Here is a 22674-nt window from a genome sequence, read left to right on the forward strand (position 1 = left end):
GGATGATGCGAAGCAGGTCCCATGACGACGCCATGGCTGAGCTGTACCGCAGCGATCCGGTCATGGCCGTCGAGACCATCAACGCCATCCTGGCCAATGGCGACCCGGCAGAGCTGCGGATCGTGCTGCGCCAGTTGGCCCTGGCGTACCTGCCCAAGCAGCTTCCCCCTACTCCGAATACCCCTTGGGCCATCCCCCTGGCCGGTCGCAGCATTCCTCCCAACCCAGCTTGCGCGAGGTGTGGCCTATGCCGGGGTTGAAGGTATTGGTGGGGTCCAGTTCACGGTAGAAGCCCGCCAGGGCAGGCTTGGCCACGTAGAGGTGGCCCACGTTGTGCTCGGCCGGGTACTCGGCGCGGCGCGCGTCCAGCAGTTCCCACATGCGGTGCTCCATGGCCAGCGGGTCCACGCCCTTCTTGACGATGTAGTCCTGGTGGAAGACATGGCAGAAGAAGTGGCCGTAGTAGAGCTTGTGGACCATCTCGCGCTCGACCTCGGCGGGCAGTTGCTCCACCCATTCGCGGTCGTTGCGGCGCAGGGCGACATCGAGGGCGACGATGTCCTCGACCTGGGCGCGGTGCACCTCGCGGTAGCGGATGGCCGCGCCTGCGATGGCGAAGCGGTGCAGGAAGGCCTTGCGCCCCTCGTCGGCATCGCACTCGAACCAGCCGCCCGTGGTGCTGCCGCTGAAGTGCCGCGTGAGGAATTCACGCGTGGCCTCGGCCGTGTCGTTGGACACGCGCACCAGCAAATGGTGCTCGTAGCGGTCACGCCACTGGCGCATGCGCACGGGCAGGTGGCTGGGCAGCAGGTTGGTCAGCGCCTGGATCACGCGGTCGGTGACGCCGCGCAGCCCGAAGCGCTCGAAGAAGCCGTCCACGCGGCTCTTGAGGGCGAAGGCGGCCGGCACCCTGGCCGTGCCGAAGCGGTCGATCAGCAGGAAGGTGTCCTTGCCGTATTTCTCGCCGATGTCGTAGGCCGTGCGGTGGATGTACTCGCCCGCGATCGGCAGGCGCGGCAGCGCGGTCAGCAGCTCGCGGCGCACGGCCGTGAGGTCGTCGGGCGCATTGCTGCCTATATAGAAGACGGTGCTGGGCTCCTTGGGAAAGGTGTCCAGCCGCACGGCGAACAGGCACAGCTTGCCGGCCGAGCCCGAGGCTTCGAACAGGCGCGAGGGGTCGGCGTTGAAGCGCGCGGGCGTGTCCTCGTCCACGGCGCGCACGGCCTCGGCATAGCGCGGGTCGGAGGCGGCACGCTGCGCATCGTGGGCGATGTCGGATTCGGTGTAGTCGCCGTTTTGCAGCCGCGTGAGGATTTCCTCGGGCGTGCGGCCCAGGGCGATGCCCAGGTGGTTGACGAGTTCCAGCGAGCCGTCGTCGCAGACGCGCGCGTACAGCGCCAGCTCGGTGTAAGCCGGGCCGCGCCGCACCAGGGCGCCGCCCGAGTTGTTGCAGATGCCTCCCAGCACCGAGGCGCCGATGCACGATGAGCCGATCACCGAATGCGGCTCGCGCCCCAGCGGCGCCAGCGCCTGCTCAAGCCGGTCCAGCGTGGCGCCGGGCAGGCAGACCACCTGGGCGCCGCCGCCAATGACCTGCACGCCGGTGATGCGCAAGGTGTTGATGAGCACGATCTCGCGGTCGTAGTCCGCGCCGTCGGGCGTGGAGCCGCCTGTCAGGCCCGTGTTGGCGGCCTGCATGATGACGATGCGCCCGGCCGCCACGGCGGCCTGCACCACCTTCCACTGCTCCAGCAGCGTCGCGGGCCGCACCACGGCCAGCACCGGGCCCTCGCCCGTGCGGTGGCCCTTGCGGAAGCGGCGCGTGGCCTGGTCGTCGGTGAGCACATGCGCGGCGCCCACGGCTTCGCGCAACTGCAGCAGCAGGGCCTCGCGGGAGACGACCGGAGTCTGCAGCGCGCTCATGGCTGGCGCACCAGCAGGTCGCCGGTGATGTCGGATACCTTGCTCACGCTGGTCAGCGTCATGGCCACGCGCATTTCCTTTTCCAATAGTTCCAGCAGGTGCTTGACGCCCGCCTCGCCGGAGGTGGCCAGGGCGTAGATGAAGGCGCGGCCGATCATGGCGCAGTCGGCGCCCAGGGCGATGGCGCGCACCACGTCCAGGCCGTTGCGGATGCCCGAGTCGGCCAGGATCTTGATCTGGCCCTTGACCGCATCGGCAATGGCCGGCAGCGCGCGGGCCGAGGACAGCACGCCGTCGAGCTGGCGGCCGCCATGGTTGGAGACGATGATGCCGTCGGCGCCAAAGCGCACGGCGTCCTTGGCGTCCTCAGGGTCCAGGATGCCCTTGATGACCATGGGCCCCTTCCAGAAGGCGCGTATCCATTCGAGATCCTTCCAGGAGATGGAGGGATCGAAGTTGGCGCCCAGCCAGCCGATGTAGTCGGCCAGGCCCGTGGGGCTGCCCCGGTAGGCCGAGATGTTGCCCAGGTCATGCGGGCGGCCCAGCAGGCCCACGTCCATGGACCAGGCCGGGTGCGTGACCGACTGCCAGTAGCGGCGCATGGCGGCATTCGGGCCGCTCATGCCCGAATGCGCATCGCGGTAGCGCGCGCCGGGCACGGGCATGTCCACGGTGAAGACCAGGGTGGAGCAGCCGGCCGCCTGGGCGCGCTCCAGCGCGTTCTGCATGAAGCCCCGGTCCTTGAGCACGTAGAGCTGGAACCACATGGGGCGCTTGATCTTGGGCGCCACCTCTTCGATGGGGCAGACCGATACCGTGGACATGGTGAAAGGAATGCCATGGGCGTCGGCCGCGCGTGCGGCCTGCACCTCGCCACGGCGGCGGTACATGCCCGTCAGGCCCACGGGCGACAGCGCCACGGGGATGGACAGCTTCTCGCCGAACAGCTCGATGCTGGTGTCCAGCCGGCTCATGTCCTTGAGCACGCGCTGGCGCAGCGCCACGGCGGCCAGGTCTTCCACATTGCGGCGCAGCGTCTGCTCGGCATAGGCGCCGCCGTCGATGTAGTGGAACAGGAAAGGCGGCAGGCGCTTTTGCGCCGCTGCGCGGTAGTCGGAGGTGGAGGAGATGATCATGATGGGTGTCTCATGTCTTTCGTATCAGGTCTGAAGTGGGCAGCAGCGCGGGCGCGGCGTCCAGAGGCAGCCGCATGGAGCGCTCGCGCCGCGCGCGGTCCTCGTCCAGGCGCTGGATGGTGGTGCGCACATGCTCCAGGTGCTCGCCGATGCATTCGCGGGCGCGCTGCGGGTCGCCGTCCAGGATGGCCTGCATCAGGCTCTGGTGCTGCACGGTCAGCTCCTGCAGGGTCTGGGGCGCGCTCAGGCGGAACATGTCATGGCGGTTGCGCTCCACCGTGGACAGCACCACGGTGAACAGACTGTGCATGACCTGCACCAGCACCAGGTTGTGCGAGGCCTCGGCAATGGCCAGGTGGAACTGCGCATCGGCACGCGCCGCCAGCTCGGCGTGGCCGCTTTGCTGGTGCTGGATCATCACCTCGAAGCAGCGCTGGATATGGTCCTTGTCGCGCTCCGTGGCGCGCTGGGCGGCCAGCCAGGCCGTGCTGGTCTCCAGCGCATGGCGGGTTTCCAGCACGTCATAGCGGTAGTGGGAGTCGGACTCCATCAGGCCGGCCAGCGGCCGCATGGCGTCCTTGAGCCAGTCCGCAGGCTCGGCAGCCGGCGCCGGCTCCTGCAGGTAGGTGCCATCGCCGCGCCGCGCCACCAGCACGCCCTGGCTGGTGAGTTTCTGTATGGCCTCGCGCACCGAGGTGCGCGAGACACCCAGCTCGGCCGCCAGTTGCCGTTCCGCGGGCAGCCGCTGTCCGGGCTGCACTCCGCTGGCCTGCACCAGGGCAAGCAATTTCTCGACAACTTGATCGGCAACGCGCATGGGGATTCTCAGAATTGGTTTTCAGTGATTCACGGCGCTATGCGCCAGCCTCATCGCATGAAACCCGCACTGCCCAAGCCAGGGACACCGAGCAAGGGCCGCCCCGCCGCGAGGGTGTCGTCCCCCTCCCCCGCGAAGCGGGTAGAGAGGGGGAAGGCGCGCAGCGACTCAGGGGGTGTTTCATGTCAATACCCAGGAATCATCCACGTAAACACATAGGCTTGCAGCGTGGTGATCACCCCGATGATCACGGCGAACATCAGGCTGTGCTTGACCGTGAAGCGGAACAGGTCCGACTCCCGGCCTGCCAGGCCCACGGCCGCGCAGGCAATGGCGATGGACTGGGGCGAGATCATCTTGCCCGTCACGCCGCCCGTGGTGTTGGCCGCCACCGTGAGCACCTGGGGCAGGCCCAGCTGCTGCGCCGTGGTGGCCTGCAGCGCGGCGAACAGCGCGTTGGCCGAGGTGTCCGAGCCCGTGAGAAACACGCCGATCCAGCCCAGGAAGGGCGAGAAGAACGTGAACGCCTGGCCCGTGTGCGCCAGCGCCAGGGCCAGCGTGGCCGACAGGCCCGAGTAGTTGGCCACGAAGGCGAAGGCCAGCACCATGCCGATGGAGTAGATCGGCACGGCCAGTTCCCTGAAGGTCTCGCCCAGCGTGGCCACGGCCTTGGCGGGCGACAGGCGCGTGAAGGTGATGGTGATCAGCGCCGCGATCAGGATGGCCGTGCCGGTGGCCAGCAGCCAGTTGAAGGTGTAGACCGCGCCGTAGGGCGCAGCGGCGGCCACGACGGGCGGCGTCTTCTCCACCAGGTTGTGCAGGAAGGGCACGGGGATGTTGATGACGGTGGAGGCCAGCGGGCCGCCTGCGGCGAACAGCGCCTTGAAGGGCTTGATGCTCCAGATCGTCACCATGGCCGTGAGGATGATGAAGGGCGACCAGGCCTTGATGACGACGCCTGCTGTCAGCGGCGCACCGGAGGTGATGGCCGGTGCTGCAACTGCCGCAGCCTTGCCGCCCTCGCCTTCCGTGTCGAAACGGAAGATGCGCTTGGGTTGCCAGACCTTGAGGAACAGCGTCAGCGCCACCAGCGAGACGATGGCCGAGGTAATGTCCGGCAGCTCCGGGCCGATGTAGTTGGCCGTGAGGAACTGCACCACGGCGAAGGAGCCGCCGCCCACCAGCACGGCAGGCCAGGTTTCCTTGACGCCGCGCCAGCCGTCCATGATGGCCATCAGCCAGAACAGCACCAGCACCGTCATGAAGGGCAGTTGGCGTCCGGCCATCTGGCCGATGGCGAATGCATCCACGCCCGAGACCTGCCCTGCCACGATGATGGGAATGCCCATGGCGCCAAAGGCCACGGGCGCCGTGTTGGCGATCAGGCACAGCCCGGCCGCGTACAGCGGCTTGAAGCCCAGGCCCACCAGCAGCGCGGCCGTGATGGCCACGGGCGCGCCGAAGCCGGCAGCACCTTCCAGGAAGGCGCCGAAGCAAAAGCCCACCAGGATGAGCTGCAGCCGCTGGTCGGGCGTGACCGACAGGATGGACGAGCGGATCACGTCGAATTGCCCCGTCTTGACCGAAATCTTGTAGAGGAACACGGCCGCCACGATGATCCAGGCAATGGGCCACAGGCCGTAGAAGAAGCCGTACACGGCCGAGGCCAGCGCCGCGCTCACGGGCATCTTGTAGAACAGCAGCGCCACGCCCAGCGCCAGCGCCACGGTGACGGTGCCGGCCTGGTAGCCCTTGAGACGGAACCTGGTCAGCGCCAGGAAGAAAAAGATGATGGGAATCAGCGCGATCAGCGCCGAGATCCAGATGTTCCCGGCGGGATCGTAGTTCTGCTGCCAGATGGTTTGCATGACCGTGTCTCTAGATGATGGGGAGGGCGCGGTAAGCGCCCCTTGTCGGCCACTCCCTCTCGTTGCAGCGTTGGCATGCGGTGCGATCCGCACAGGATGTCTGCTGGCTGGCCGCAACGGTGACCGGGAGTGTTCCCCGCGCTGGCACCTTGTGGGCCATTGGCAAATTGGTCCAACCAATTAAACCAAAATTCAGACCATTGCGCGAAGTGGTGCGATTCTCAGAGCTTTCAAGTGGGCAGATGAACAGGGTAAACACCTAAAAGAGTGCAGATAATGCACCACGATGTTTATTGGTCAGACCAATTATGAATGTTTCGGTGCAACGCATGCTCAAGTCCCCGGCCAGGCAAGGCCCCCGGGCGGTGCACAAACGCAGCGCACGCGGGGAAAAGATCGGCGGCAGCGCTGTGCCCGCAGGTCCGGCGCTCATGCCTGACGTCCCCAACGGAAAAGCCCGCTCCCTACAATGCAGCCTCAGCGGTCGGTGTACCGCCCTTGTACCTTCGGCGCCCGGTCATCCCGGGCGCCCATTAAATCGCCGTGTATCCGGACGGCGGTGGCTGATTGAACGGAGCCCATCCATGAACCACATTCCTGCGCGCCGCTCGGCGCTGCGCCAGGCGGCTGCCTGCGTGCTGGCCGCCTCCACCTTGTCCAGCCTGCCTGCGCTGGCCGCCGAACCCGCCGTGCTGCGCGTCTCGGCCATCCCGGATGAAGCTCCCACCGAGCTGCAGCGCAAGTTCGAGCCGCTGGGCAAGTACCTCTCGGCCCAGACCGGCATGAAGGTGGTGTTCACGCCCGTGACCGACTACGCCGCCGTGGTCGAGTCGCTGGCCACGCGCAAGCTGGATCTGGCCTGGCTGGGCGGCTTCACCTTCGTGCAGGCCAAGATCCGCACCAACGGCACGGCCATCCCCATCGTGCAGCGCGAGGAAGACGCCAAGTTCACCTCCAAGTTCATCACGGCCAACCCCGCCATCAAGACCCTGGCCGACCTCAAGGGCAAGAGCTTTGCCTTTGGCGCGCCCTCGTCCACCTCGGGCAGCCTGATGCCGCGCTTTTTCCTGCAGCAGGACGGCATCAACCCCGAGAAGGACTTCAAGACCGTGGCCTTCTCCGGCGCGCATGACGCCACCGTGGCCTTCGTGGCCGCAGGCAAGGCCGAGGCCGGCGTGCTCAATGCATCGGTCTGGGACAAGCTGGTGGAGAGCAAGAAGGTCGATACCAGCAAGGTGCGCGTGTTCGCCACCACGCCGCCCTACTTCGACTACAACTGGACCGTGCGCGGCGACCTGGACCCGGCCCTGGTCAAGAAGCTGACCGACGCCTTCCTGGCGCTGGACCCGGCCAAGCCCGAGCACAAGGCCATCCTGGAGCTGCAGCGCGCCGCGCGCTTCGTGCCCACCCAGGCCTCGAACTACGAAGGCATCGAGGCTGCCGCCAAGTCGGCCGGCCTGCTCAAGTAAGCCGCAGCAGGCGCAATCCATGAGCTTTGAACTGCAAGGCGTGGGCCTGACCCACGCCGGCGGCGGCATTGCGCTGCGCGGCGTGACGCTGGCCGCACGCCAGGGCGAGGCCATTGCGCTGATCGGCCCCTCGGGCGCGGGCAAGACCACGCTGCTGTCCGTCATCGGCACGGCGCTGGCGCCCAGCCAGGGCCGGCGCAGCGTGCTGGGCAACGAGGTGCCTGCGTCCAGCGCGGGCGCTCCCCGGCTGCTGCGCGCGCGCATCGGCACGGTGCACCAGGCGCCGCCCATACCGCCGCGCCAGCGCGTGGTCACGGCCGTGCTGGCCGGGCGCCTGGGCCGGTGGCCGGCCTGGAAGGCGCTGGCCTCGCTGCTGTACCCACAGGACACCGCCGGCGCGCGCGAGGCCCTGGCCCGCGTGCAGCTGGCAGACAAGCTGTTCGCGCGCTGCGACCAGCTCTCTGGCGGTCAGCTGCAGCGCGTGGGCATTGCCCGCGTGCTCTACCAGCAGGCCGAGCTCATCCTGGCCGACGAGCCCGTGGCCGCGCTGGACCCGGCCCTGGCCCTGTCCACCGTGCAACTGCTGGTGCACGAAGCGGCCGCGCGCGGCGCCACCCTGGTGGCCAGCCTGCATGCCGTGGACCTGGCGCTGGCCTGCTTTGCGCGCATCGTGGGCATCCGCGATGGCGCCATCGCCTTCGACCTGCCGGCGGCTGAAGTCACGCAGGAACACCTGCGTGCGCTGTATGGGTCCGAGCATCCTGGCGATGATCCCTCCCGCCCTGCGTGGACACCCGCGCCCGCCGCCTTTGCCGCACCGCTGTCCGCATCCGCATGCCGTTGAGTTCCGATCTGCACGCGCTGCGTGATCCCGCCGCGCCCCGCCGCCTCGGCGCCCTGGTGCTGGCCGCCGTCGTGCTGTGGCCGCTGTTCCAGGGCGCGGGCTTCAGCCTGGGCGAGCTGTTCGATCCCGGCAACCTGCAGGTCATAGGCCGCTTTCTGGCCACCTTCCTGCCGCCCGAGACCGGGCGCGACTTCCTCGGCTACCTGGGCCGCGCCACGCTGGAGACCCTGGCCATTGCCACGGCCGGCATGGCCCTGGCCTTTGTGCTGGCCGTGCCGCTGGCCTACCTGGTCACGGGCGCCGCGCGCGAGCGGCGGGCGCTCAACCCCGTCACGCGCGGCCTGCTCACCATCCTGCGCGGCGTGCCCGAGCTGGTCTGGGCCCTGGTCTTCGTGCGCGTCTTCGGGCTGGGGCCGGCCGCCGGCGTGCTGGCCCTGGGACTGACCTATGGCGGCATGCTGGCCAAGGTCTATGCGGAAATCCTGGAATCGGCCGACCCCGCACCCGCACGCGCCCTGGCGCAGGCCGGCGTGCGCCGGCCGCTGGCCATGCTCTATGGCCTGCTGCCCCAGGCCGCGCGCGAACTGACCTCGTACACCGTCTACCGCTGGGAGTGCGCCATACGCGCCTCGGTGGTCATGGGCTTTGTGGGCGCGGGCGGCCTGGGCCAACTCATGGACCAGGCCATGAAGATGCTCAACGGCGGCGAGGCCTCCACCATCTTGCTGACCTTCATGCTGCTGGTCTGGGGCGCCGACCTGCTCTCGCGCGGACTGCGCCGCGCGCTGGACACGCCACCCGCCGCGCGTGCCAGCGCCTGGGGCTGGCGCAGCGCCCTCACCTGCGCCGCCCTGGCGCTGGGCGTGGCCGCCAGCTTTGCCATGCTGGAGATGGACCTGCCCTCGCTGTTCACCGGCGCGGCGGGCCGGTCCATGCTGGAATTCGTCATCAGCTTCTTCCCGCCCGACACCAGCGCCGAATGGCTGCACAAGGTGGCCGTGGGCGTGTGGGAGACGCTGGCCATCTCCGTGGTCGGCACCCTGCTGGCGGCCGTGCTGGGCCTGCTGCTGGCACTGCCGCGCTGGCGCGCTCCCTGGAGCCTGGTGCTCAACGTGCTGCGCTCCGTGCCCGAGCTGGTCTGGGCCACCATCACTGCCCTGGCCGTAGGCCTGGGCCCGTTCGCAGGCGCGCTGGCGCTGGCGCTGCACACGGCCGGCGTGCTGGGGCGCCTGTATGCCGAGGCCCTGCAGAACCAGCCCGCCGCCCCCACCCAAGCGCTGCGCCTGTCCGGCAGCGGCCGCGCCATGGCCTTCCTCTACGCCACCCTGCCCGGCGCCGCGCCGCAGTTGCTGGCCTATACGCTGTACCGCTGGGAGATGAACATCCGCATGGCCGCCATTTTGGGCTTCGTGGGCGCGGGCGGGCTGGGGCAGCTGCTGTACTTCGAACTGTCGCTGTTCCACTACGCCCAGGCCAGCACCGTCATCATCGCCATGCTGGCGCTGTCCGTGGCCGTGGACTGGGCCAGCGCGGCGCTGCGCAGGCGCATGGGTTAGGCCGAGGCACCCTCGCCTTCCATCTCGACCAGGTAGTCGATCAGCGCCCGCAGCTTCAGCGGCACATGGCGCGTGGGCGCATAGACCGCATGCACCACGCGCGGCGCGTACTTGCCGCACAGCGCCCAGCCCGGCAGCACGGGTGCCAGTTGCCCGGCCTGCAGCGCCGCCTGCGCGGCAAAGTCGGCCACCACGCCAATGCCCGGCCCCTGCTGCAGCGCGTGGATGATGCCCAGGCTGCTGGCAATGGTGATGGGCGTATTCACCAGCAGCCGCGTGGCGGGCGCGGCCGCAGGGTGGAGCGGTCGCAATTCCACCTCGTTCTGGAACTGCCCGTAGCCCAGGCTGATGAAGGGATGCGCCAGCAGTTGCCCGGGCTCCGTGATCTGCGCATGCCGCGCCAGATAGCCGGGCGTGGCCACCAGCAAATAGCGGATGGTCTTGAGCGGCCGCGCCACCAGCCCCGGCGCGATCTGGCCCGGCACGCTGATGCGCAGGCCCAGGTCCAGCCCCTCGGCCACCAGGTCCACCATGCGGTCCGTCATGTCCACCTGCACCTGCACCTCGGGCCAGCGCGCGCAAAAGCCCGGCAGCAGCGGTGACAGCCACAGATCGCCCAGCACGGCCGGCGCGCTGATCTTCAGCAGCCCGCGCGGCTGCTGGCGCAGCTGGCCGGCCAGCGCCTGCACGGCCTGGGCATCCTCCACCAGCCGCAGGCAGGCCTGGTGGATCTCGGCTCCCGCCTCGGTCAGCGACAGCGAGCGCGTGGTGCGCTGCAGCAGCCGCAGCCCGAAATGCGCCTCCAGCCGCCCCACGCTGCGGCTCACGGCCGAGGTCGTCAGCCCCAGCTGCCGGGCCGCGCCCGCAAAGCTCTGGTGCTCCACCACGCGGGCGAAGACCAGCATTTCATCCAAAGGCATGGCGGGTTCGGGCAAGGCACTACTCCGGTATTTGTTGCATGGCAGGCAATATTAATTTGAATGACTGATGGATTGTTGATTGATTGCAGGGTCCGCAAGATACGGCCATGCGCTCCATACCGAAGCGCGCCCAGGAATCGACACCATGTCCCACAGCCCCAGCCTCACCTCTGCAAACTCACCCACACGGCCCCGAACCAGCCAGGGCGGCACCTGGCGCATGCTGCTGGCCATGGCGCTGTCGGGCACCATCGGCCTGCTCGTCGTGGAAAGCGCGCTGCCGCCGCTGCTGGTCGTATTCGCCCGGTGCGTGCTGGGCGCACTGGGCCTGGGCCTGTGGCTGGCCTGGCGGCGCGAATGGGTCGCCCCTCAAGGCCGTGAATGGCTGTGGCTGGCCGGGGGCGGCATCGCCCTGGTGTTGAACTGGGTCGCCCTGTTCAGCGCCTACCACTACAGCTCCATCGCCGTGGCCACCGTGGTCTACCACGTGCAGCCCTTCATGCTGCTGGCTCTTTCGGCGCTGCAGGGCGAGCCCGTCGAACGCCGCAAGCTGCCCTGGCTGCTGCTGGCCCTGCTGGGGGTGGCGCTGAGCAGCGGCCTGGTCGGGCTGGACGGCATGGATGCATCGCATGCTGGTACAGGCGCCTGGATAGGCGTGGCCCTGGCCCTGCTGGCCGCCGCACTCTACGCAGGCACCACGGTCGCCACGCGCCGCCTGGGCCACATGCCCTCGGCCCAGATCGCCATGCTGCAGATGCTGGCGGGCGGACTGGTGCTGAGCCTGTGGGCCCTGCCCCTGCTCACCCATATCGCCGCAGCCAGCCCGCAATTGCTGTCAGCGCGGGCCGCCTCCATGGTGCTGACCCTGGGGCTGGTCCATACGGCCTTCATGTACACGGTGATGTATGCCGCATTCCAGCGGCTGCCGGCGCCCGCCATTGCGGCACTGTCCTTCGTCTACCCCGCCATGGCCTTGCTGGTGGATCTGGTCTGGTTTGGCGCCGTGCCGTCGGCGGCGCAGTGGGCGGGAATGGGCTGCATCCTCGTCGCAGTCGTGGGCCATCGCACAGGCATTGCATTGCGCCGCCATTGAGCCCCTGTGAATTCCGGGGATTTCCGGAATTCATCCATCCTTCATGAACTCCGCCCAATTGTTTCAAGATATTTCCAATAAAGAGGCGCACAGTACATTTCGAATTATTTTTCCCCTTTCCGCCCGTATGCTCTCCCGGCTTTCCGCCATTCGCATTCATTCAGCCGGAATACAGAGGGAGAAATAATTGGCCACTATCGAAAAAGGATTGATGGTAGACAAAAGCGTCGAAGTCAAGACCTATCCGTCCATAGAGCACGGCGCCTTGCTGTCCGTCACATCCATCGTGCTACACCGCACTGACTCGTCCACGGCCGCCAGCGTGCTCAATGCCTACAAGAGCGGCCAGAAGACGGGGGCGCACTTTCTGATCGAGAAGGACGGGAAGATCTACCAGACGGCCAGCCTTGAGCGCATCTGCTGGCATGTGGGAATTCTTCAGCCGCGCTGCGTCAACGAGAGCACCTGCGATCCCACGGAACTCAAGAACATCAATGCCCTGCTGCACCAAAAGGGCCTGAGCTTCAGCAAGCGGGCCAAGAATGTGTCATCGCACGAGAACACAAAGGCCTATCCGTTGCGTTATCCGGCCAACAGCGACTCCGTGGGCATCGAGGTGGTGGGCCGTTTCCTGCCGTCGACCAAGGACTACGAGGCGCCCACCCAATCGCAGCTGTTCCAGACCAAATGGCTGACCCAGCAATTGGTGGACCATTACAAGCTCAAGCTTCTGTCCGATGTCTACTCCCACGGCGCCATTGCCCGCAAGGAGGCGACCGAAGGCGCCCAATTGCTGCGCTACATCTTCACGGGAGCCTGAGCCATGCCATCCAGCCAGCTTTTCAACAATCCCTCTCGCGGCCTGCGCATTGCGGCCTGGGCTGCCGTGATGCTGTGCCTGCATGCGCCGCTGCAGGCCTCATCTACTTCCACATCCACGCCCAAACACGCGACCAAGGCGGCACCCATTTCCGTCATCGGCCCGGTCACCCGTTCCGTAGGCACGGGCGAGACCATGGGATGCGAGAAAGTCAGCCTGGACGCCGCCGACGTGGCCCGCTATTTCGCGACGGCAAAGCAAGTCTCGGCTGGCAGCTTCCATGAGGAATCCATCATCCTGCCCTGCAGTTTCAGCGGACGGCTGCTGCGCTCGGGCAAGGTCTATGAATGGAACATCAACGCCGCCGGTGCCGGCTACCTGCGCAGTGAAGATGGCGATCACGACCTGCGCTACCTGTGCCGCAAGGCCTGCGAGAAAGCATTGCCGCAGTTGACGGGGCTTTGACCTGTTGTTCAGACATTGTCTACAAAGGCGTCTTATCACTCCGATTGAGTGGTGCCCCATCCTCCTGTCAAACACAGCGGATACGATGGCGCCTCCCACAATATTCCCAACAGACCATGGACCGACTGATTTCCCAAGGAATGCATTCCTTCAGCCAGGGCGACCACGCGCACATGCATGCGCTATGGTCCGGCACCATGGTTTTCAGCCATCTGGACAACGAAGCGATTGCCAGCCTCTTGACCAGCATTCAGGCCACTGCCGAATCAGGCCAGGGTAGCGAATGGTCATGGCTGATGCTGTGCCTGGTGTATCTCGAGTCCAGTGACCAATTCACCGAGGACCGCAGTGCGGCATTGCGCCAAGTCGGCGAATGGGCGCAGCGCGCACTGGCATTGTCACCAGCCAATGCCTATGGACACCGCTATTTGGGCAGTGCCCACTATTGGCTGGACGAACCCGAGCCCGCGCTGGCCGCCTACCGCAAGTCTCATGCCTTGCAGCCCCAGGTGGACTTGCAAGCCCGCATTTTCGAGATGGAGCATGCCGTGCCCTGGCGCAGCATCTTTTCCTATCCCGAGTTGGCTGATAGCCCGGCGGCACCCGACTACTACACGGCCGGCGTGACCGTGGGCAAGTGGAAGCGCCCCGACACGGATGCAGCGGCCCTGCAGGAAATCGAGCGCCTGCAGACCACACTCTACGAACGCTGTCTGGAGCGCTTCGCCAGCGCCGGCACGCCGGCAAACGGCCAGGAGGCCGCGCCCACCGCGCAGGACATCCACACCTATGCCATGTGCTGCAACAACCTGGGCGTGCTGTACAACGCGCAGGAACAGTACGAGCAGGCGGCCGCCGTCCTCGAAGCCGGGCTGCAGCAGACCTGTTTCCAGGCCCTGCTGGAAAACCTGCGCCATGCCTATCGGCAACTGGGGAACCGCAAGCAAGCCACCGACCTGTCACTGCTGCTGATGGAGGACTACGCGCTTGATACCGGCCTATATCTGGACTGCGCGCAGACCGCATGCGCCTATCTCAACGAGACCAGCCACCACCAGGACGTCCTCGACATCGTGGCCGAAGCCGAGCGCCGCTATGCGCAGCTTTCGCCGCAGCAACAGCAAGCGCAATGGGAAGTTCGCAGCATGAGCTTCGTTCATGCGCACAAGGTCACCGCCCTCAGGGCCCTGGGCCAGCTCAAGGCCTCGCACCTTCAGCCTGAACTGGTCGAGATCGCCCTGCGCCACGATCCGGACGATGCCCAATTGCTCGGCATACGCGCCCACATGCAGGGAGCCCGGCAGCAGGTGGGTGGAAAAGGCGGATTCTGGTCGCGCCTGTTCGGCTGAACCACACCGGGCGACCGGGCCACCAAGAAACGTAGGGCACCCAAGATGCTGGCAACCCTCAAAAGACCCCCAGCGCCAGCCCGGCCCCCATCGCCTCCCCCAACGCCCGGCACTGCTCCAGCTCAGCTGCGGCAATCCGCTTGGGTGCCAGGATGGCCTCGGTGGTCTGGGCGTGGGTGCAGATGATCAGGGGCTCGGCCACGGGCTTTAGGCGCCAGCCGGTGGCGATGCGGGCGATCTGGCGGGCGGCGTTCTGGCCGTCGCTGCCCGCGCAGATGAGGCTGGCATAGGGCCGGCCATTGAGGTGATCCAGCGCCGCGTAGTAGCTGCGGTCGAAGAAGTCCTTGAGCTGCCCGCTGATGGCGGCCAGGTTTTCCGGGGTGGCGAAGAGGTAGCCGTCGGCGGACAGCACATCGTCGGGGCCGGCCTCGGAGGCGTGCAGCAGGCGCACCTGCACGCCCTGGCCTTCGGCCGCTGCGCCGTCGCGCGCGGCCTCGGCCATCTGGCGGGTGCCGCCAGTCATGGAGTGGTAGACGATCAGCAGGGTCTTGCTTGCGTTCATGCCGCGAGCATAGACCGATGGTGGGAGAACCGGGCTACTCCCGCCACGGTGCGGATCAGGTAACCCCCCTGCCGGCCCCATCCGTCAGCGACGCCACGGAAGGCCTGATCCATTGCGGATCATCGAGCTGCCGTTGAATGCAGTCGCGCAACCATTGATGCGCGGGATCCGCCTGATGGCGCGGATGCCAGGCCATGCGCATGGGCTGCACCTGTACTTCGATGGGCAAGGCAAACACCACCAGCCCCAGCGATGCGGCCATGCCATGCGCCGTGCGTGTCGGCACGCAGGCCACCAGGTCGGTGCGGGAAGCCGCAATCAGGGCCGAGAACGAACTGGGCACCAGCAGCGCCAGCTGCCGCTGCAGGCCCAGCGCCTCCAGGGCAGCGTCCACGGGCGAGCTTTCACCCGGGCGCTGGGTGATGCCGACGTGGCGCGCGGCGGCGAACTGCGCGGCGCTCGGCCGTTGCGACTTTCTGGTGGACTTCAACAGGGGATGGCCGGCGCGCACGACGCCCACCAAGGTCTGCTCCGATATCACCAGGCTCTCGGTTTCCGGGTCCATGCTGCGAAAGCTGCCCACATCCAGGTCGATGCGGCCTTCGCGCAGGGCCCCCGGGTCGGCATGGGTTTCGGGCAGGAACTGCAGGCTGGCCAGCGGCATTTCGGCCTCCAGCGCACGCGACAGGCTGGCACCGAAGACGACGGCAATGCCTTCGGGCGCCCGCACCACGAAGCGGCGGCGCAGGCCCGCCAGTCCTTCCGCATCGACAGGGTCCTGCAGCGCCCGCGCCTGGGCCAGCAGCGCGCGCACCGGCTCCGCCAGGGCCAGGGCGCGCGGCGTGGGCACCAGGCTGCGGCCCGCACGCACCAGGATGGGATCGCCAAACGCCTCCCTGATGCGTGCCAGCGTATGGCTCATGGCGGGAGTGCTCAGGTGCATGCGCCCGGCCGCCTGCGTCACGCTGCCGGTGCTGAGCAAGGCATCCAGTGCAATCAGCAGGTTGAGGTCGTATGTGTTCGCCATGCGAAATCATACGTTCAATACATTGCACTGTACAAAACCCACACCGCTCCCGACACTGGCGGCCGTTGCCTCAACCCAAGCCCTCGCCGCTGCACGCCCATGACGCCCATGCCCACAAACTCGCTGACTTCCCCGCCCGGTCGGCGGAACCTGCCCCGGCTTTGCTTCGCCATGCTCGTGCTGACGCTCGTCCTCGCGGCCCTGGACCAGACCATTCTTTCGACCGCCCTGCCCGTGATGGCCCGCGAACTGCCGGGCCATTGGCCGCTGGCCTGGGTGTTCTCGGCCTATCTGCTGGCGGCCACCGTGGTGATTGCGCTGTACGGGCGGCTGGCCGATGTGCTGGGCAGAAAGCCCATGCTGCTACTGGCCATCGGCCTGTTCCTGGCCGGCTCCCTGGCCTGTGGCGCAAGCCATGACTTGCAGCAGCTGGTGTTGGCGCGTGCCCTGCAGGGCGCGGGCGGCGGCGGACTCATGACGCTGACGATGCTGACCCTTGCCGATCTGTTTGCGCCTGAGCAACGGGCCCGCTACCAGGGCCTGCTGGGCGCCGCCTATGGCGTATCGACCATGGTCGGCCCGCTGCTGGGCGGGGCGCTGGTGGAGCATCTGTCCTGGCACTGGGCGTTCTGGCTGAACGTGCCGCTCGCAGGGCTGGCCTGGGGAGTGCTGGCATGGGCGCTGCCCGCCAGGGCGGCTGCGCCGCAGGCTGCCGCCGAGCCCCTGCCCCGCCAGCGCATTGACTGGCTGGGTGCCGTGTTGCTGGCCGCAGCCCTGGTCAGCCTGCTGCTGGCCACCCAGCACAGCCACCTGAATCTGCCAGAGCAGCTGTCGCTGTGGGTGCTGCTGGCCCTGGGCGCCAAGTTCGCCCTGGCATTCTTCGTGCGCCAGCGCCGCGCCACCCATCCGCTGCTGCCGCTGTCGCTGTTTGCCCACCCGGCCTACGCGGCGGTCAGTTTCCTGGCCCTTTCCACGGGCGTTGCGCTGTATGCGACCGTTGTCTTCCTTCCGCAGTATCTGCAGATTGGCCTGCACATGTCGCCCACGGGCTCCGCCTGGCACCTTGCGCCACTGATGGCCGGCATCACCGCAGGGGCCATTGGCAGCGGCCGGCGCCTGCGCGCCCAGACGCCAGCCGTGTCGCTCGCCCGGGTGGCCTGCATGCTGATGCTGCTGTCGTTCGGGCTGATCACCGCGGCCTTGCACTGGCTGCCACAGGCGCCGCTGGCCCTGTCCGCAGGACTGCTGCCATTGGGCCTGGGACTGGGGCTGATGTTTCCCATCATCACCGTGGTGGCGCAGCGTGTGTCGCCGGCCCGGCACCTGGGCATTGCCACGGCGGCACCCGTTATGCTGCGCAGCCTGGGCGGCGCCGCCGGCGTGGCCTTGCTGGCAGCCCTGCTCAGCCATTTGATGAAACAGGAGCTGGCTGCGGCCAGCCCCCTGGCAGCACACGCCGATGCCGTGACCGCCGCGCTGGGCCACGGGCTGCAGGCCATCTTCGGCTGCGCGGCGCTGGCGGTTCTGGCGGCGTTGGCTGCCTGCCGATGGCTGCCGACGCGCAAAGCCGCAGCGCGTGACGGCCAGGGAGCCCCTGCGGCGCAGAGCGCCGCCATTCGTTCGGCTACGGAAGGCGCCTAGGCCGCCCGGTGTCTCAGAAATCCACCGAAGCCGACACCACGAAGGTGCGCGGAATCATCGGCGAGACGGCGCCCCAGGACGTGACGCCGGCCCAGGCCTTGCGGTCGGCCACGTTCTGCACCGTGGCGCGCAGCGTGGTCTTGCGGCCCGCGATGCGGGTGGCGTAGCGCAGGCCCAGGTCGGTGCGTGTCCAGCCCGGGATGCGCAGGCGGTTGGCCTGGTCCACGAACTGGGCGCCGGTGTAGGCCAGGTCGCCGACCAGGGTCAGGCCCTCAAGGGCGGGCACATCCCATTCCACGCCCAGGTTGGCCAGCAGGCGCGAGGTGCCGATGGGCCGGTTGCCCACCAGCGCAGGCGTGGCCGAGCGCGTGATCTCGGGCTTGAGCCAGGTCACGCCACCGAGCAGGCGCAGGCCGCGCGCGGCCTCGCCGTAGGCATACAGCTCCATGCCCAGGTTGCGCTGCTCGCCGTTGGTCTTGTAGACGCCCTGGTCCAGGCCGCCGCTGGGTTTTTCAATGCTGAACAGGGCGGCCGTGGCCATGAAGCTGCCGAAGTCGTACTTGCTGCCCACTTCGTACTGGCGGCTCTTGTAGGGGCGCAGCACCTCGCCGTAGTTGCTGGCCGCGGGCGGCGCGATGTCGCCCTTGCTCAGGCCTTCGATGTAGTTGGCGTAGAGGCTCCAGTTGGGCGCCTGGCGCCAGACCACGCCCACGGCGGGCGTGGTCACGCTCTCGTCGTAGACATTGGCGGCGCCGCCCGTGAGCACGTTGTAGTTGGTGGATTTGATGGCCTGGTGGCGCAGGCCCAGCGACAGTTGCAGCCTGTCCTGCAGCAGCGAGAGCGTGTCCACCAGGGCCAGGCTGGTGTTGCGGTTGTCATGAATGCGCGGAATGGCCGAAGGCCGCGCAATGCTCTGCGGCGCGTGGGCAATGGGCGCATAGATGTTGGACGCCACGGTGGAGCCCGCCTGCAGCGCGCGGTGAAAATCCTCGCGGTAGCTGGCCAGCTGCAGCGTGACCGAATGCTTGACACCGGCCAGCGCAAAGCGCGAGCGCAGGCCCGCGTCGATGGTGCTGCGGTCCACGTCGAACACCGCGTAGGTGGGCGTGATGCTGGTGGTGCCTGCAGCACTGGTCAGGCGCGGGGCCGAGTCGTAGATGCGGTCCACATCGGCGCGCGACTGGCCGATGTTGGCGAACAGCGTGAGCTGCTGCGTGAGGTCCAGTTCGGTGCGCAGCAGCACGGCGCGCTCGCGGTTCTTGGACCATTCCCAGGGCTGGGTCACGTTGCGCCGGCCATCCGGCGCAGCAGGCATGGAGGTGAGCCCCGTGGGCATGATGGGCCGGCCCACGCCGTCGATGCGCTCGTCCTGCGAGAGCAGGTCCAGCGTTGCGCGGAAGCGCTCCACCTCGTAGTCCAGCGCCACGGCCAGCACATGGCCGTCGGTGCTTTGATGGTCCATGGACGTATCGCCGCCGTACTTGCTGGCGTTCACACGGATGCCGTACTGGGCCTCGTCGCCAAAGCGCCGGCCCACGTCGGCGTGGGCGCGCCAGAGGCTGTCCGAAGTCCAGCCCGTGGTCAGCCGCGCCACATCTTCATTGGCGCGCTTGGGAGCGATGTTGATCACGCCGCCCACCGAGCCGTTGGGCGACATGCCGAACAGCAGCGCGCCCGGCCCCTTGACCACCTCGATGCGGTCCACGTACTCGGTGCGCACGCGGTAGTTGGGAGCAATGCCGTAGATGCCGTCAAAGGCGATTTCGCCCGAGTTGCCCTCCCAGATCGGAAAGCCCCGGATATAGAGGTTGTCCACGTTGCCGCCCGGCAGCACGGTGTAGCGCACGGAAGGGTCGCGGTTCACCGCCTCGGCAATGGTGCCGGCCTGCTGGTTGCGCACGGCCTCGGACGTGTAGCTGGTGGTGCTGAACGGCGCCTGCATGTTGCCGGTATTGCCCAGCACGCCCAGGCGCACGCCCTTGGCCACCTGCCCGCCAGCGTAGGGCGCGGGCAGCAGGCTCACATACTGGTCGCCGGCCGTGACGGTGATCTCGGACAGGCGGTGCGCGTTCTCAGGCGCGTTGGCGGCAGTGGGAAGCAGGGTCAGCGTACCGCCCTCGATGCGCCCCTGCAGGCCGCTGCCCTGCAGCAATGCCGCCAGGCCCTGGCGCACATCGTGGCTGCCGTTGAGCGCCGGGGCCTGCCGGCCCTGCACCAGTTCGGAGGAGTAGGTGAGCTGCAGCCCCGCCTGGCGCGCAAACTGGCTCAGCGCCTGGGCCAGCGGCTGGGCCGGCACGTCGAAGGACACCGATTGCGCGGCGGCCAACTGCAGTTGCAGGCCCAGCACCAGGCCTGCACATGCATGAAAAACCGCTGTGCGGCGGAGACGGAGGCGGAATCGGAATCGGGAGGACTTGGGAGCGGACATAAGGACTTTCTGGAGGACAGGCTCATTGCGAATCGCCGGCACAGGCAGGGCGCCCGGCCTTTCATATGCAAATACGAGTCACTCCCAAAAACCCTGAAAAAAACTTCACGGCTCCGCGCGCCCGCCGCGCCGCGCAATCCGCAGGCCGCCGTCGTCCAGCACGCTGACCTGCACCGGGGCGAACTGCGGCAGCCCGCGCAACCAGCGCTCGGCCTGGGCAATGCGCACATGGCCGCTGATGGCCAGTTGCGCCGCGCCCTCCTCCACCACCAGGCGGCGCCGCGTGTAGCGGCCCAGCCGGTGCACGACGCGGCCCAGCGGTTCCTGCTCGAAGACCAGCTCGCCCTCGCGCCAGGCCGCGGGCCGTTGCTGGAGCTGCGGCTGCCAGGCAGCGCCGTCGGCATCTCCTGCCCCGCCGTCCAGGGGAATGCGCAGCGACTGGCTGTCCTGCAGCAACTGGCCGCGTCCGGTGGCCACATGCTCCACCCGCACCTGGCCCGACTCCACCTGCACGCGCACCGCATCGGGCTCCAGTTCCACACCAAAGCGCGTGCCCAGCACGGTCACGCGCAGGGGGCCGGCCTCCACCACAAAGGGGCGTGCCGCATCGCGCGCCACGGCAAAGAAGGCGGCGCCTTCCAGCAGCTGTGCCTGTCGCAGGTCGGCACGGTAGGTCAGTGCCACGCGGCTGGCGGCGTCCACGCGCAGCACGCTGCCATCGGGCAGCTCCAGGCTGCGCTGCACGCCCGTGGCGCTGGCCAGTTCACCTTGCCACAGCACGCGGCGGCTCCACATCTGCCAGGCGGGCCAGGCCGCGCAGGCCATGCCGGCCACGCCCAGCAGCGCACCCAGGGCACGCCGCCGCCGCTTTCTGGAAGAGGCCTGCAAGCCCGCCTCCACCCCGCCGCGCCAGCGCAGCAAGGCGGCTTCCAGGCAGGCATCGGCCTGCATCAGGTCGCGCTCCACGGTGTTCAGGGAGACCTGCAGACGCTCGGCGATGTCGGCCTGCCGCTCGCCATGCAGGCGGTGGGCCAGCAAGGCGGCCTGCATGCGCTCGGGCAGGTCTGCAATCGTGCGCTCCACCACGGCCAGTGCCTGCCGGTACATGGCGCGGTCGGCCACATCGCCTTCGGCCTCGGGCTGCAATTGCGCCCAGTCGTCCATGCAGCGCTGCTGCGCACCGCGCTGGCGCAGCCTGTCTATCGCCAGATGCTTGGCCGTTGCAAACAGGTAGGCCCGCGCGGCTTCGAGCGTGGGCGAGCTGCCATCGGGCAGCTGCGGCGGCGCATCGGCCAGGCGCAGCCAGGTTTCCTGGGCCAGTTCCTGCGCCTCGTCACGGCTGCCGGTCTTGCCGGCCAGATAGGACACCAGTTGCTGCTGGCAGGCACAGAAAAGCTGGTGCCAGCGCGCAGCGGTCCAGGAGGCGGAAGGGGTGGGCATGGCCGGGGGGGATGTGAGAAATCGACAACGAGAATGACTATCATTCTAGTTTTGTTTGATCCAGGCAGGCTCGGCGGACTGGCCATCGAAGGCAAACTGTCCACCCATCAACATCCGGACCACATGCCCATGATCTTCCTGGCGATCACATCTACCGGCTTGGCACAGGCACTTCTCGCCGCCACCGAAAGCGACGCCATCTGGTGCGGCAGCGACGCGATTTCCGAAGCCGACTACGCCGCCCGACAATGGTCCAACCTCAGCCGCTTTGCCTACTCGCTGGAGGACCGCGTTTTGATCGACGATGCCGTGTCCACCATTGAGGAACACCACCCAGGGCATACGATCTGGGTCGAGGCATCTTCCCTGCGATAGCGGGTTCTCTGGTCACCACCTTGAGGGCTTCAATTGAAAGCTTTTCTTCAATTCCTGGCAGCCATACTTTTGTCCACTGCAAGCCACGGCATGGAACACATTGCCAGCCAAAGTGCGCTACCGCATCAAGACAAGGACGCGGAATATTTATCTGCCTACGAGTGGAACCTGCAGCAGGCTTTCGATGCCGTAGGCAAAGAGAAAAAGAATTGGAAAACACCAGACAGCCCCTCAATAAAGCTCTGGTTCTCCAAAGATGGAGATTTCGGCACACGGATATGCAATTTCATGAACTGGAAATATGAGATGGATGCCGATGGAAGCCTCCAGATCAAGCCCGGCATCTACACGATGGCCGGGTGTCCCGAGCCATTGATGGAACTGCAAAAATGGGCAAGTGACTTGCTGTCAAGGAAATTTCACTACACATTGACAAGGGCAATCGCCGACGCACCGCCCCATTTGCAACTACGCTTTGCCGATGGTAGCCGCTGGGGACTGAAAGGCGAACCCACACCAAAAACGAAGTACGGAAGTGAGGGCCAGCCGATTCTTCTGGAAGTCGAAGCGCAACATGTGCAATGCAATGACAACACAGCCAATGGCACCGAGTGCCTGCGCGTTCGAGAGGTCAATTGGCATGTTCGCAACGGGAAAGGCGAATTTCACAACCATGGAAAATGGCAGACTTTCAAATTGACGGCGATTGAAGGCTATTCACATCCACCGGGCTGGCACGGTGTTCTGAATGTCACTCGCTTCAAGTTGAAGAATCCGCCGTCCGGCGAAATGGCATTTGCCTATCTATTGCAGGGAGAAACAACCCGATTCTCCCAATAGAAACGCCATGCTTGCCTACGCGCCCAACCCCAAAGTCATTTCCCGAGCCACCTGCGCAGCCTCCCTGCGCCTGACCTCGGCCTGATCGACAAAGCCGCAAT

19 protein-coding genes are annotated in these 22674 nt (G+C 67.2%); 10 read left to right on the forward strand and 9 right to left on the reverse strand.

Annotated features, from left to right (window positions below; genetic code table 11):
- Positions 1-168 precede the first annotated feature (168 nt).
- The 4 genes from dld to lldP form a co-directional block, all read right to left on the reverse strand.
- A complete protein-coding gene (gene dld / locus ACUTR7_RS04075; protein WP_445608196.1) occupies positions 169-1923 on the reverse strand; it encodes a D-lactate dehydrogenase in 1755 nt (584 codons plus the stop codon).
- Complete coding sequence (gene lldD / locus ACUTR7_RS04080) at positions 1920-3059, reverse strand: FMN-dependent L-lactate dehydrogenase LldD (RefSeq protein ID WP_012205184.1); 1140 nt, start codon at positions 3057-3059, stop codon at positions 1920-1922. The genes dld and lldD overlap by 4 nt, the downstream gene beginning before the upstream one ends.
- Before the next feature lie 10 nt (positions 3060-3069).
- Positions 3070-3876, reverse strand: a complete 807-nt coding sequence (gene lldR / locus ACUTR7_RS04085; protein WP_012205183.1) for a transcriptional regulator LldR — start codon at positions 3874-3876, stop codon at positions 3070-3072.
- A 185-nt stretch (positions 3877-4061) separates the two neighbouring features.
- Entirely contained in the window at positions 4062-5744 is a 1683-nt protein-coding gene (gene lldP / locus ACUTR7_RS04090) for an L-lactate permease (RefSeq protein WP_445608197.1), read from the reverse strand.
- Positions 5745-6328: 584 nt separating this feature from the next.
- Between lldP and ACUTR7_RS04095 the strand changes: the two genes are divergently transcribed.
- Genes ACUTR7_RS04095 through ACUTR7_RS04105 form a run of 3 tightly spaced genes read left to right on the forward strand, consistent with a single transcriptional unit; the run spans position 6329 to position 9613 of the window.
- Positions 6329-7213, forward strand: coding sequence for a putative selenate ABC transporter substrate-binding protein (locus ACUTR7_RS04095; RefSeq protein WP_043820849.1), 885 nt, complete (start codon positions 6329-6331; stop codon positions 7211-7213).
- Positions 7214-7232: 19 nt separating this feature from the next.
- A complete protein-coding gene (locus tag ACUTR7_RS04100) occupies positions 7233-8057 on the forward strand; it encodes a phosphonate ABC transporter ATP-binding protein (RefSeq protein WP_097202551.1) in 825 nt (274 codons plus the stop codon).
- Positions 8048-9613 (forward strand): PhnE/PtxC family ABC transporter permease, encoded by a 1566-nt coding sequence (locus ACUTR7_RS04105; protein WP_445608198.1) that lies wholly within the window; start codon positions 8048-8050, stop codon positions 9611-9613. Before ACUTR7_RS04100 ends, ACUTR7_RS04105 begins: the two co-directional genes overlap by 10 nt.
- On the opposite strand, the gene ACUTR7_RS04110 is transcribed toward ACUTR7_RS04105, so the two are convergent.
- On the reverse strand, positions 9610-10533 hold the full coding sequence (locus tag ACUTR7_RS04110) for a LysR family transcriptional regulator (RefSeq protein ID WP_445608199.1): 924 nt from the start codon (positions 10531-10533) through the stop codon (positions 9610-9612). The genes ACUTR7_RS04105 and ACUTR7_RS04110 overlap by 4 nt on opposite strands.
- A 145-nt stretch (positions 10534-10678) precedes the next feature.
- On the opposite strand from ACUTR7_RS04110, the gene ACUTR7_RS04115 reads away from it, so the two are divergent.
- The 4 genes from ACUTR7_RS04115 to ACUTR7_RS04130 all read left to right on the forward strand — a co-directional run bounded on the left by ACUTR7_RS04115 (position 10679) and on the right by ACUTR7_RS04130 (position 14260).
- Positions 10679-11626 (forward strand): DMT family transporter, encoded by a 948-nt coding sequence (locus ACUTR7_RS04115; RefSeq protein ID WP_445608200.1) that lies wholly within the window; start codon positions 10679-10681, stop codon positions 11624-11626.
- Between the two features lie 211 nt (positions 11627-11837).
- The gene (locus ACUTR7_RS04120; protein WP_016446773.1) at positions 11838-12446 is read left to right on the forward strand and encodes a peptidoglycan recognition protein family protein; all 609 of its coding nucleotides are present in this window, start codon (positions 11838-11840) and stop codon (positions 12444-12446) included.
- 3 nt (positions 12447-12449) lie between these two features.
- Entirely contained in the window at positions 12450-12911 is a 462-nt protein-coding gene (locus ACUTR7_RS04125; RefSeq protein ID WP_445608201.1) for a hypothetical protein, read from the forward strand.
- A 140-nt stretch (positions 12912-13051) separates the two neighbouring features.
- Complete coding sequence (locus ACUTR7_RS04130; RefSeq protein ID WP_445608202.1) at positions 13052-14260, forward strand: hypothetical protein; 1209 nt, start codon at positions 13052-13054, stop codon at positions 14258-14260.
- 58 nt (positions 14261-14318) lie between these two features.
- Here the strand turns inward: ACUTR7_RS04130 and ACUTR7_RS04135 are convergent, their stop codons facing one another.
- Both ACUTR7_RS04135 and ACUTR7_RS04140 read right to left on the reverse strand, forming a co-directional pair.
- A complete protein-coding gene (locus tag ACUTR7_RS04135; protein WP_013802753.1) occupies positions 14319-14822 on the reverse strand; it encodes a flavodoxin family protein in 504 nt (167 codons plus the stop codon).
- 55 nt (positions 14823-14877) lie between these two features.
- Complete coding sequence (locus tag ACUTR7_RS04140) at positions 14878-15849, reverse strand: LysR family transcriptional regulator (protein ID WP_445608203.1); 972 nt, start codon at positions 15847-15849, stop codon at positions 14878-14880.
- A 171-nt stretch (positions 15850-16020) separates the two neighbouring features.
- Here ACUTR7_RS04140 and ACUTR7_RS04145 point away from each other — a divergent pair, with 171 nt between their 5' ends.
- A complete protein-coding gene (locus ACUTR7_RS04145) occupies positions 16021-17490 on the forward strand; it encodes an MFS transporter (protein ID WP_445608204.1) in 1470 nt (489 codons plus the stop codon).
- Positions 17491-17503: 13 nt separating this feature from the next.
- Here ACUTR7_RS04145 and ACUTR7_RS04150 read toward each other — a convergent pair whose 3' ends face one another.
- Both ACUTR7_RS04150 and ACUTR7_RS04155 read right to left on the reverse strand, forming a co-directional pair.
- Positions 17504-19837 carry a TonB-dependent siderophore receptor gene (locus ACUTR7_RS04150; protein WP_445608205.1) on the reverse strand — a complete coding sequence of 778 codons (2334 nt, stop codon included), beginning with the start codon at positions 19835-19837 and terminating at the stop codon, positions 17504-17506.
- 186 nt (positions 19838-20023) lie between these two features.
- The gene (locus tag ACUTR7_RS04155) at positions 20024-21358 is read right to left on the reverse strand and encodes a sigma-70 family RNA polymerase sigma factor (RefSeq protein ID WP_445608206.1); all 1335 of its coding nucleotides are present in this window, start codon (positions 21356-21358) and stop codon (positions 20024-20026) included.
- Between the two features lie 33 nt (positions 21359-21391).
- Here ACUTR7_RS04155 and ACUTR7_RS04160 point away from each other — a divergent pair, with 33 nt between their 5' ends.
- Together ACUTR7_RS04160 and ACUTR7_RS04165 are read left to right on the forward strand one after the other, a co-directional pair.
- Positions 21392-21733 carry a hypothetical protein gene (locus ACUTR7_RS04160; protein ID WP_232240325.1) on the forward strand — a complete coding sequence of 114 codons (342 nt, stop codon included), beginning with the start codon at positions 21392-21394 and terminating at the stop codon, positions 21731-21733.
- A gap of 90 nt (positions 21734-21823) precedes the next feature.
- Positions 21824-22573 (forward strand): DUF4377 domain-containing protein, encoded by a 750-nt coding sequence (locus ACUTR7_RS04165; protein WP_445608207.1) that lies wholly within the window; start codon positions 21824-21826, stop codon positions 22571-22573.
- The last annotated feature ends 101 nt before the right edge of the window (positions 22574-22674 follow it).

The sequence above is a fragment of the Delftia sp. NA_296.1 genome, assembly GCF_052692095.1.

Excerpts from the sequence above, each read along its gene's own strand:
- ACUTR7_RS04160 (WP_232240325.1), top strand. The coding sequence starts at position 21,392 with ATGACTATCATTCTAGTTTTGTTTGATCCAGGCAGGCTCGGCGGACTG.
- ACUTR7_RS04110 (WP_445608199.1), bottom strand. The coding sequence starts at position 10,533 with ATGCCTTTGGATGAAATGCTGGTCTTCGCCCGCGTGGTGGAGCACCAG.
- ACUTR7_RS04140 (WP_445608203.1), bottom strand. The coding sequence starts at position 15,849 with ATGGCGAACACATACGACCTCAACCTGCTGATTGCACTGGATGCCTTG.
- ACUTR7_RS04135 (WP_013802753.1), bottom strand. The coding sequence starts at position 14,822 with ATGAACGCAAGCAAGACCCTGCTGATCGTCTACCACTCCATGACTGGC.
- ACUTR7_RS04130 (WP_445608202.1), top strand. The coding sequence starts at position 13,052 with ATGCATTCCTTCAGCCAGGGCGACCACGCGCACATGCATGCGCTATGG.
- ACUTR7_RS04145 (WP_445608204.1), top strand. The coding sequence starts at position 16,021 with ATGCTCGTGCTGACGCTCGTCCTCGCGGCCCTGGACCAGACCATTCTT.
- ACUTR7_RS04120 (WP_016446773.1), top strand. The coding sequence starts at position 11,838 with ATGGTAGACAAAAGCGTCGAAGTCAAGACCTATCCGTCCATAGAGCAC.
- dld (WP_445608196.1), bottom strand. The coding sequence starts at position 1,923 with ATGAGCGCGCTGCAGACTCCGGTCGTCTCCCGCGAGGCCCTGCTGCTG.
- ACUTR7_RS04115 (WP_445608200.1), top strand. The coding sequence starts at position 10,679 with ATGTCCCACAGCCCCAGCCTCACCTCTGCAAACTCACCCACACGGCCC.
- lldP (WP_445608197.1), bottom strand. The coding sequence starts at position 5,744 with ATGCAAACCATCTGGCAGCAGAACTACGATCCCGCCGGGAACATCTGG.
- lldR (WP_012205183.1), bottom strand. The coding sequence starts at position 3,876 with ATGCGCGTTGCCGATCAAGTTGTCGAGAAATTGCTTGCCCTGGTGCAG.
- ACUTR7_RS04095 (WP_043820849.1), top strand. The coding sequence starts at position 6,329 with ATGAACCACATTCCTGCGCGCCGCTCGGCGCTGCGCCAGGCGGCTGCC.
- ACUTR7_RS04100 (WP_097202551.1), top strand. The coding sequence starts at position 7,233 with ATGAGCTTTGAACTGCAAGGCGTGGGCCTGACCCACGCCGGCGGCGGC.
- ACUTR7_RS04155 (WP_445608206.1), bottom strand. The coding sequence starts at position 21,358 with ATGCCCACCCCTTCCGCCTCCTGGACCGCTGCGCGCTGGCACCAGCTT.
- lldD (WP_012205184.1), bottom strand. The coding sequence starts at position 3,059 with ATGATCATCTCCTCCACCTCCGACTACCGCGCAGCGGCGCAAAAGCGC.
- ACUTR7_RS04105 (WP_445608198.1), top strand. The coding sequence starts at position 8,048 with ATGCCGTTGAGTTCCGATCTGCACGCGCTGCGTGATCCCGCCGCGCCC.
- ACUTR7_RS04165 (WP_445608207.1), top strand. The coding sequence starts at position 21,824 with ATGGAACACATTGCCAGCCAAAGTGCGCTACCGCATCAAGACAAGGAC.
- ACUTR7_RS04125 (WP_445608201.1), top strand. The coding sequence starts at position 12,450 with ATGCCATCCAGCCAGCTTTTCAACAATCCCTCTCGCGGCCTGCGCATT.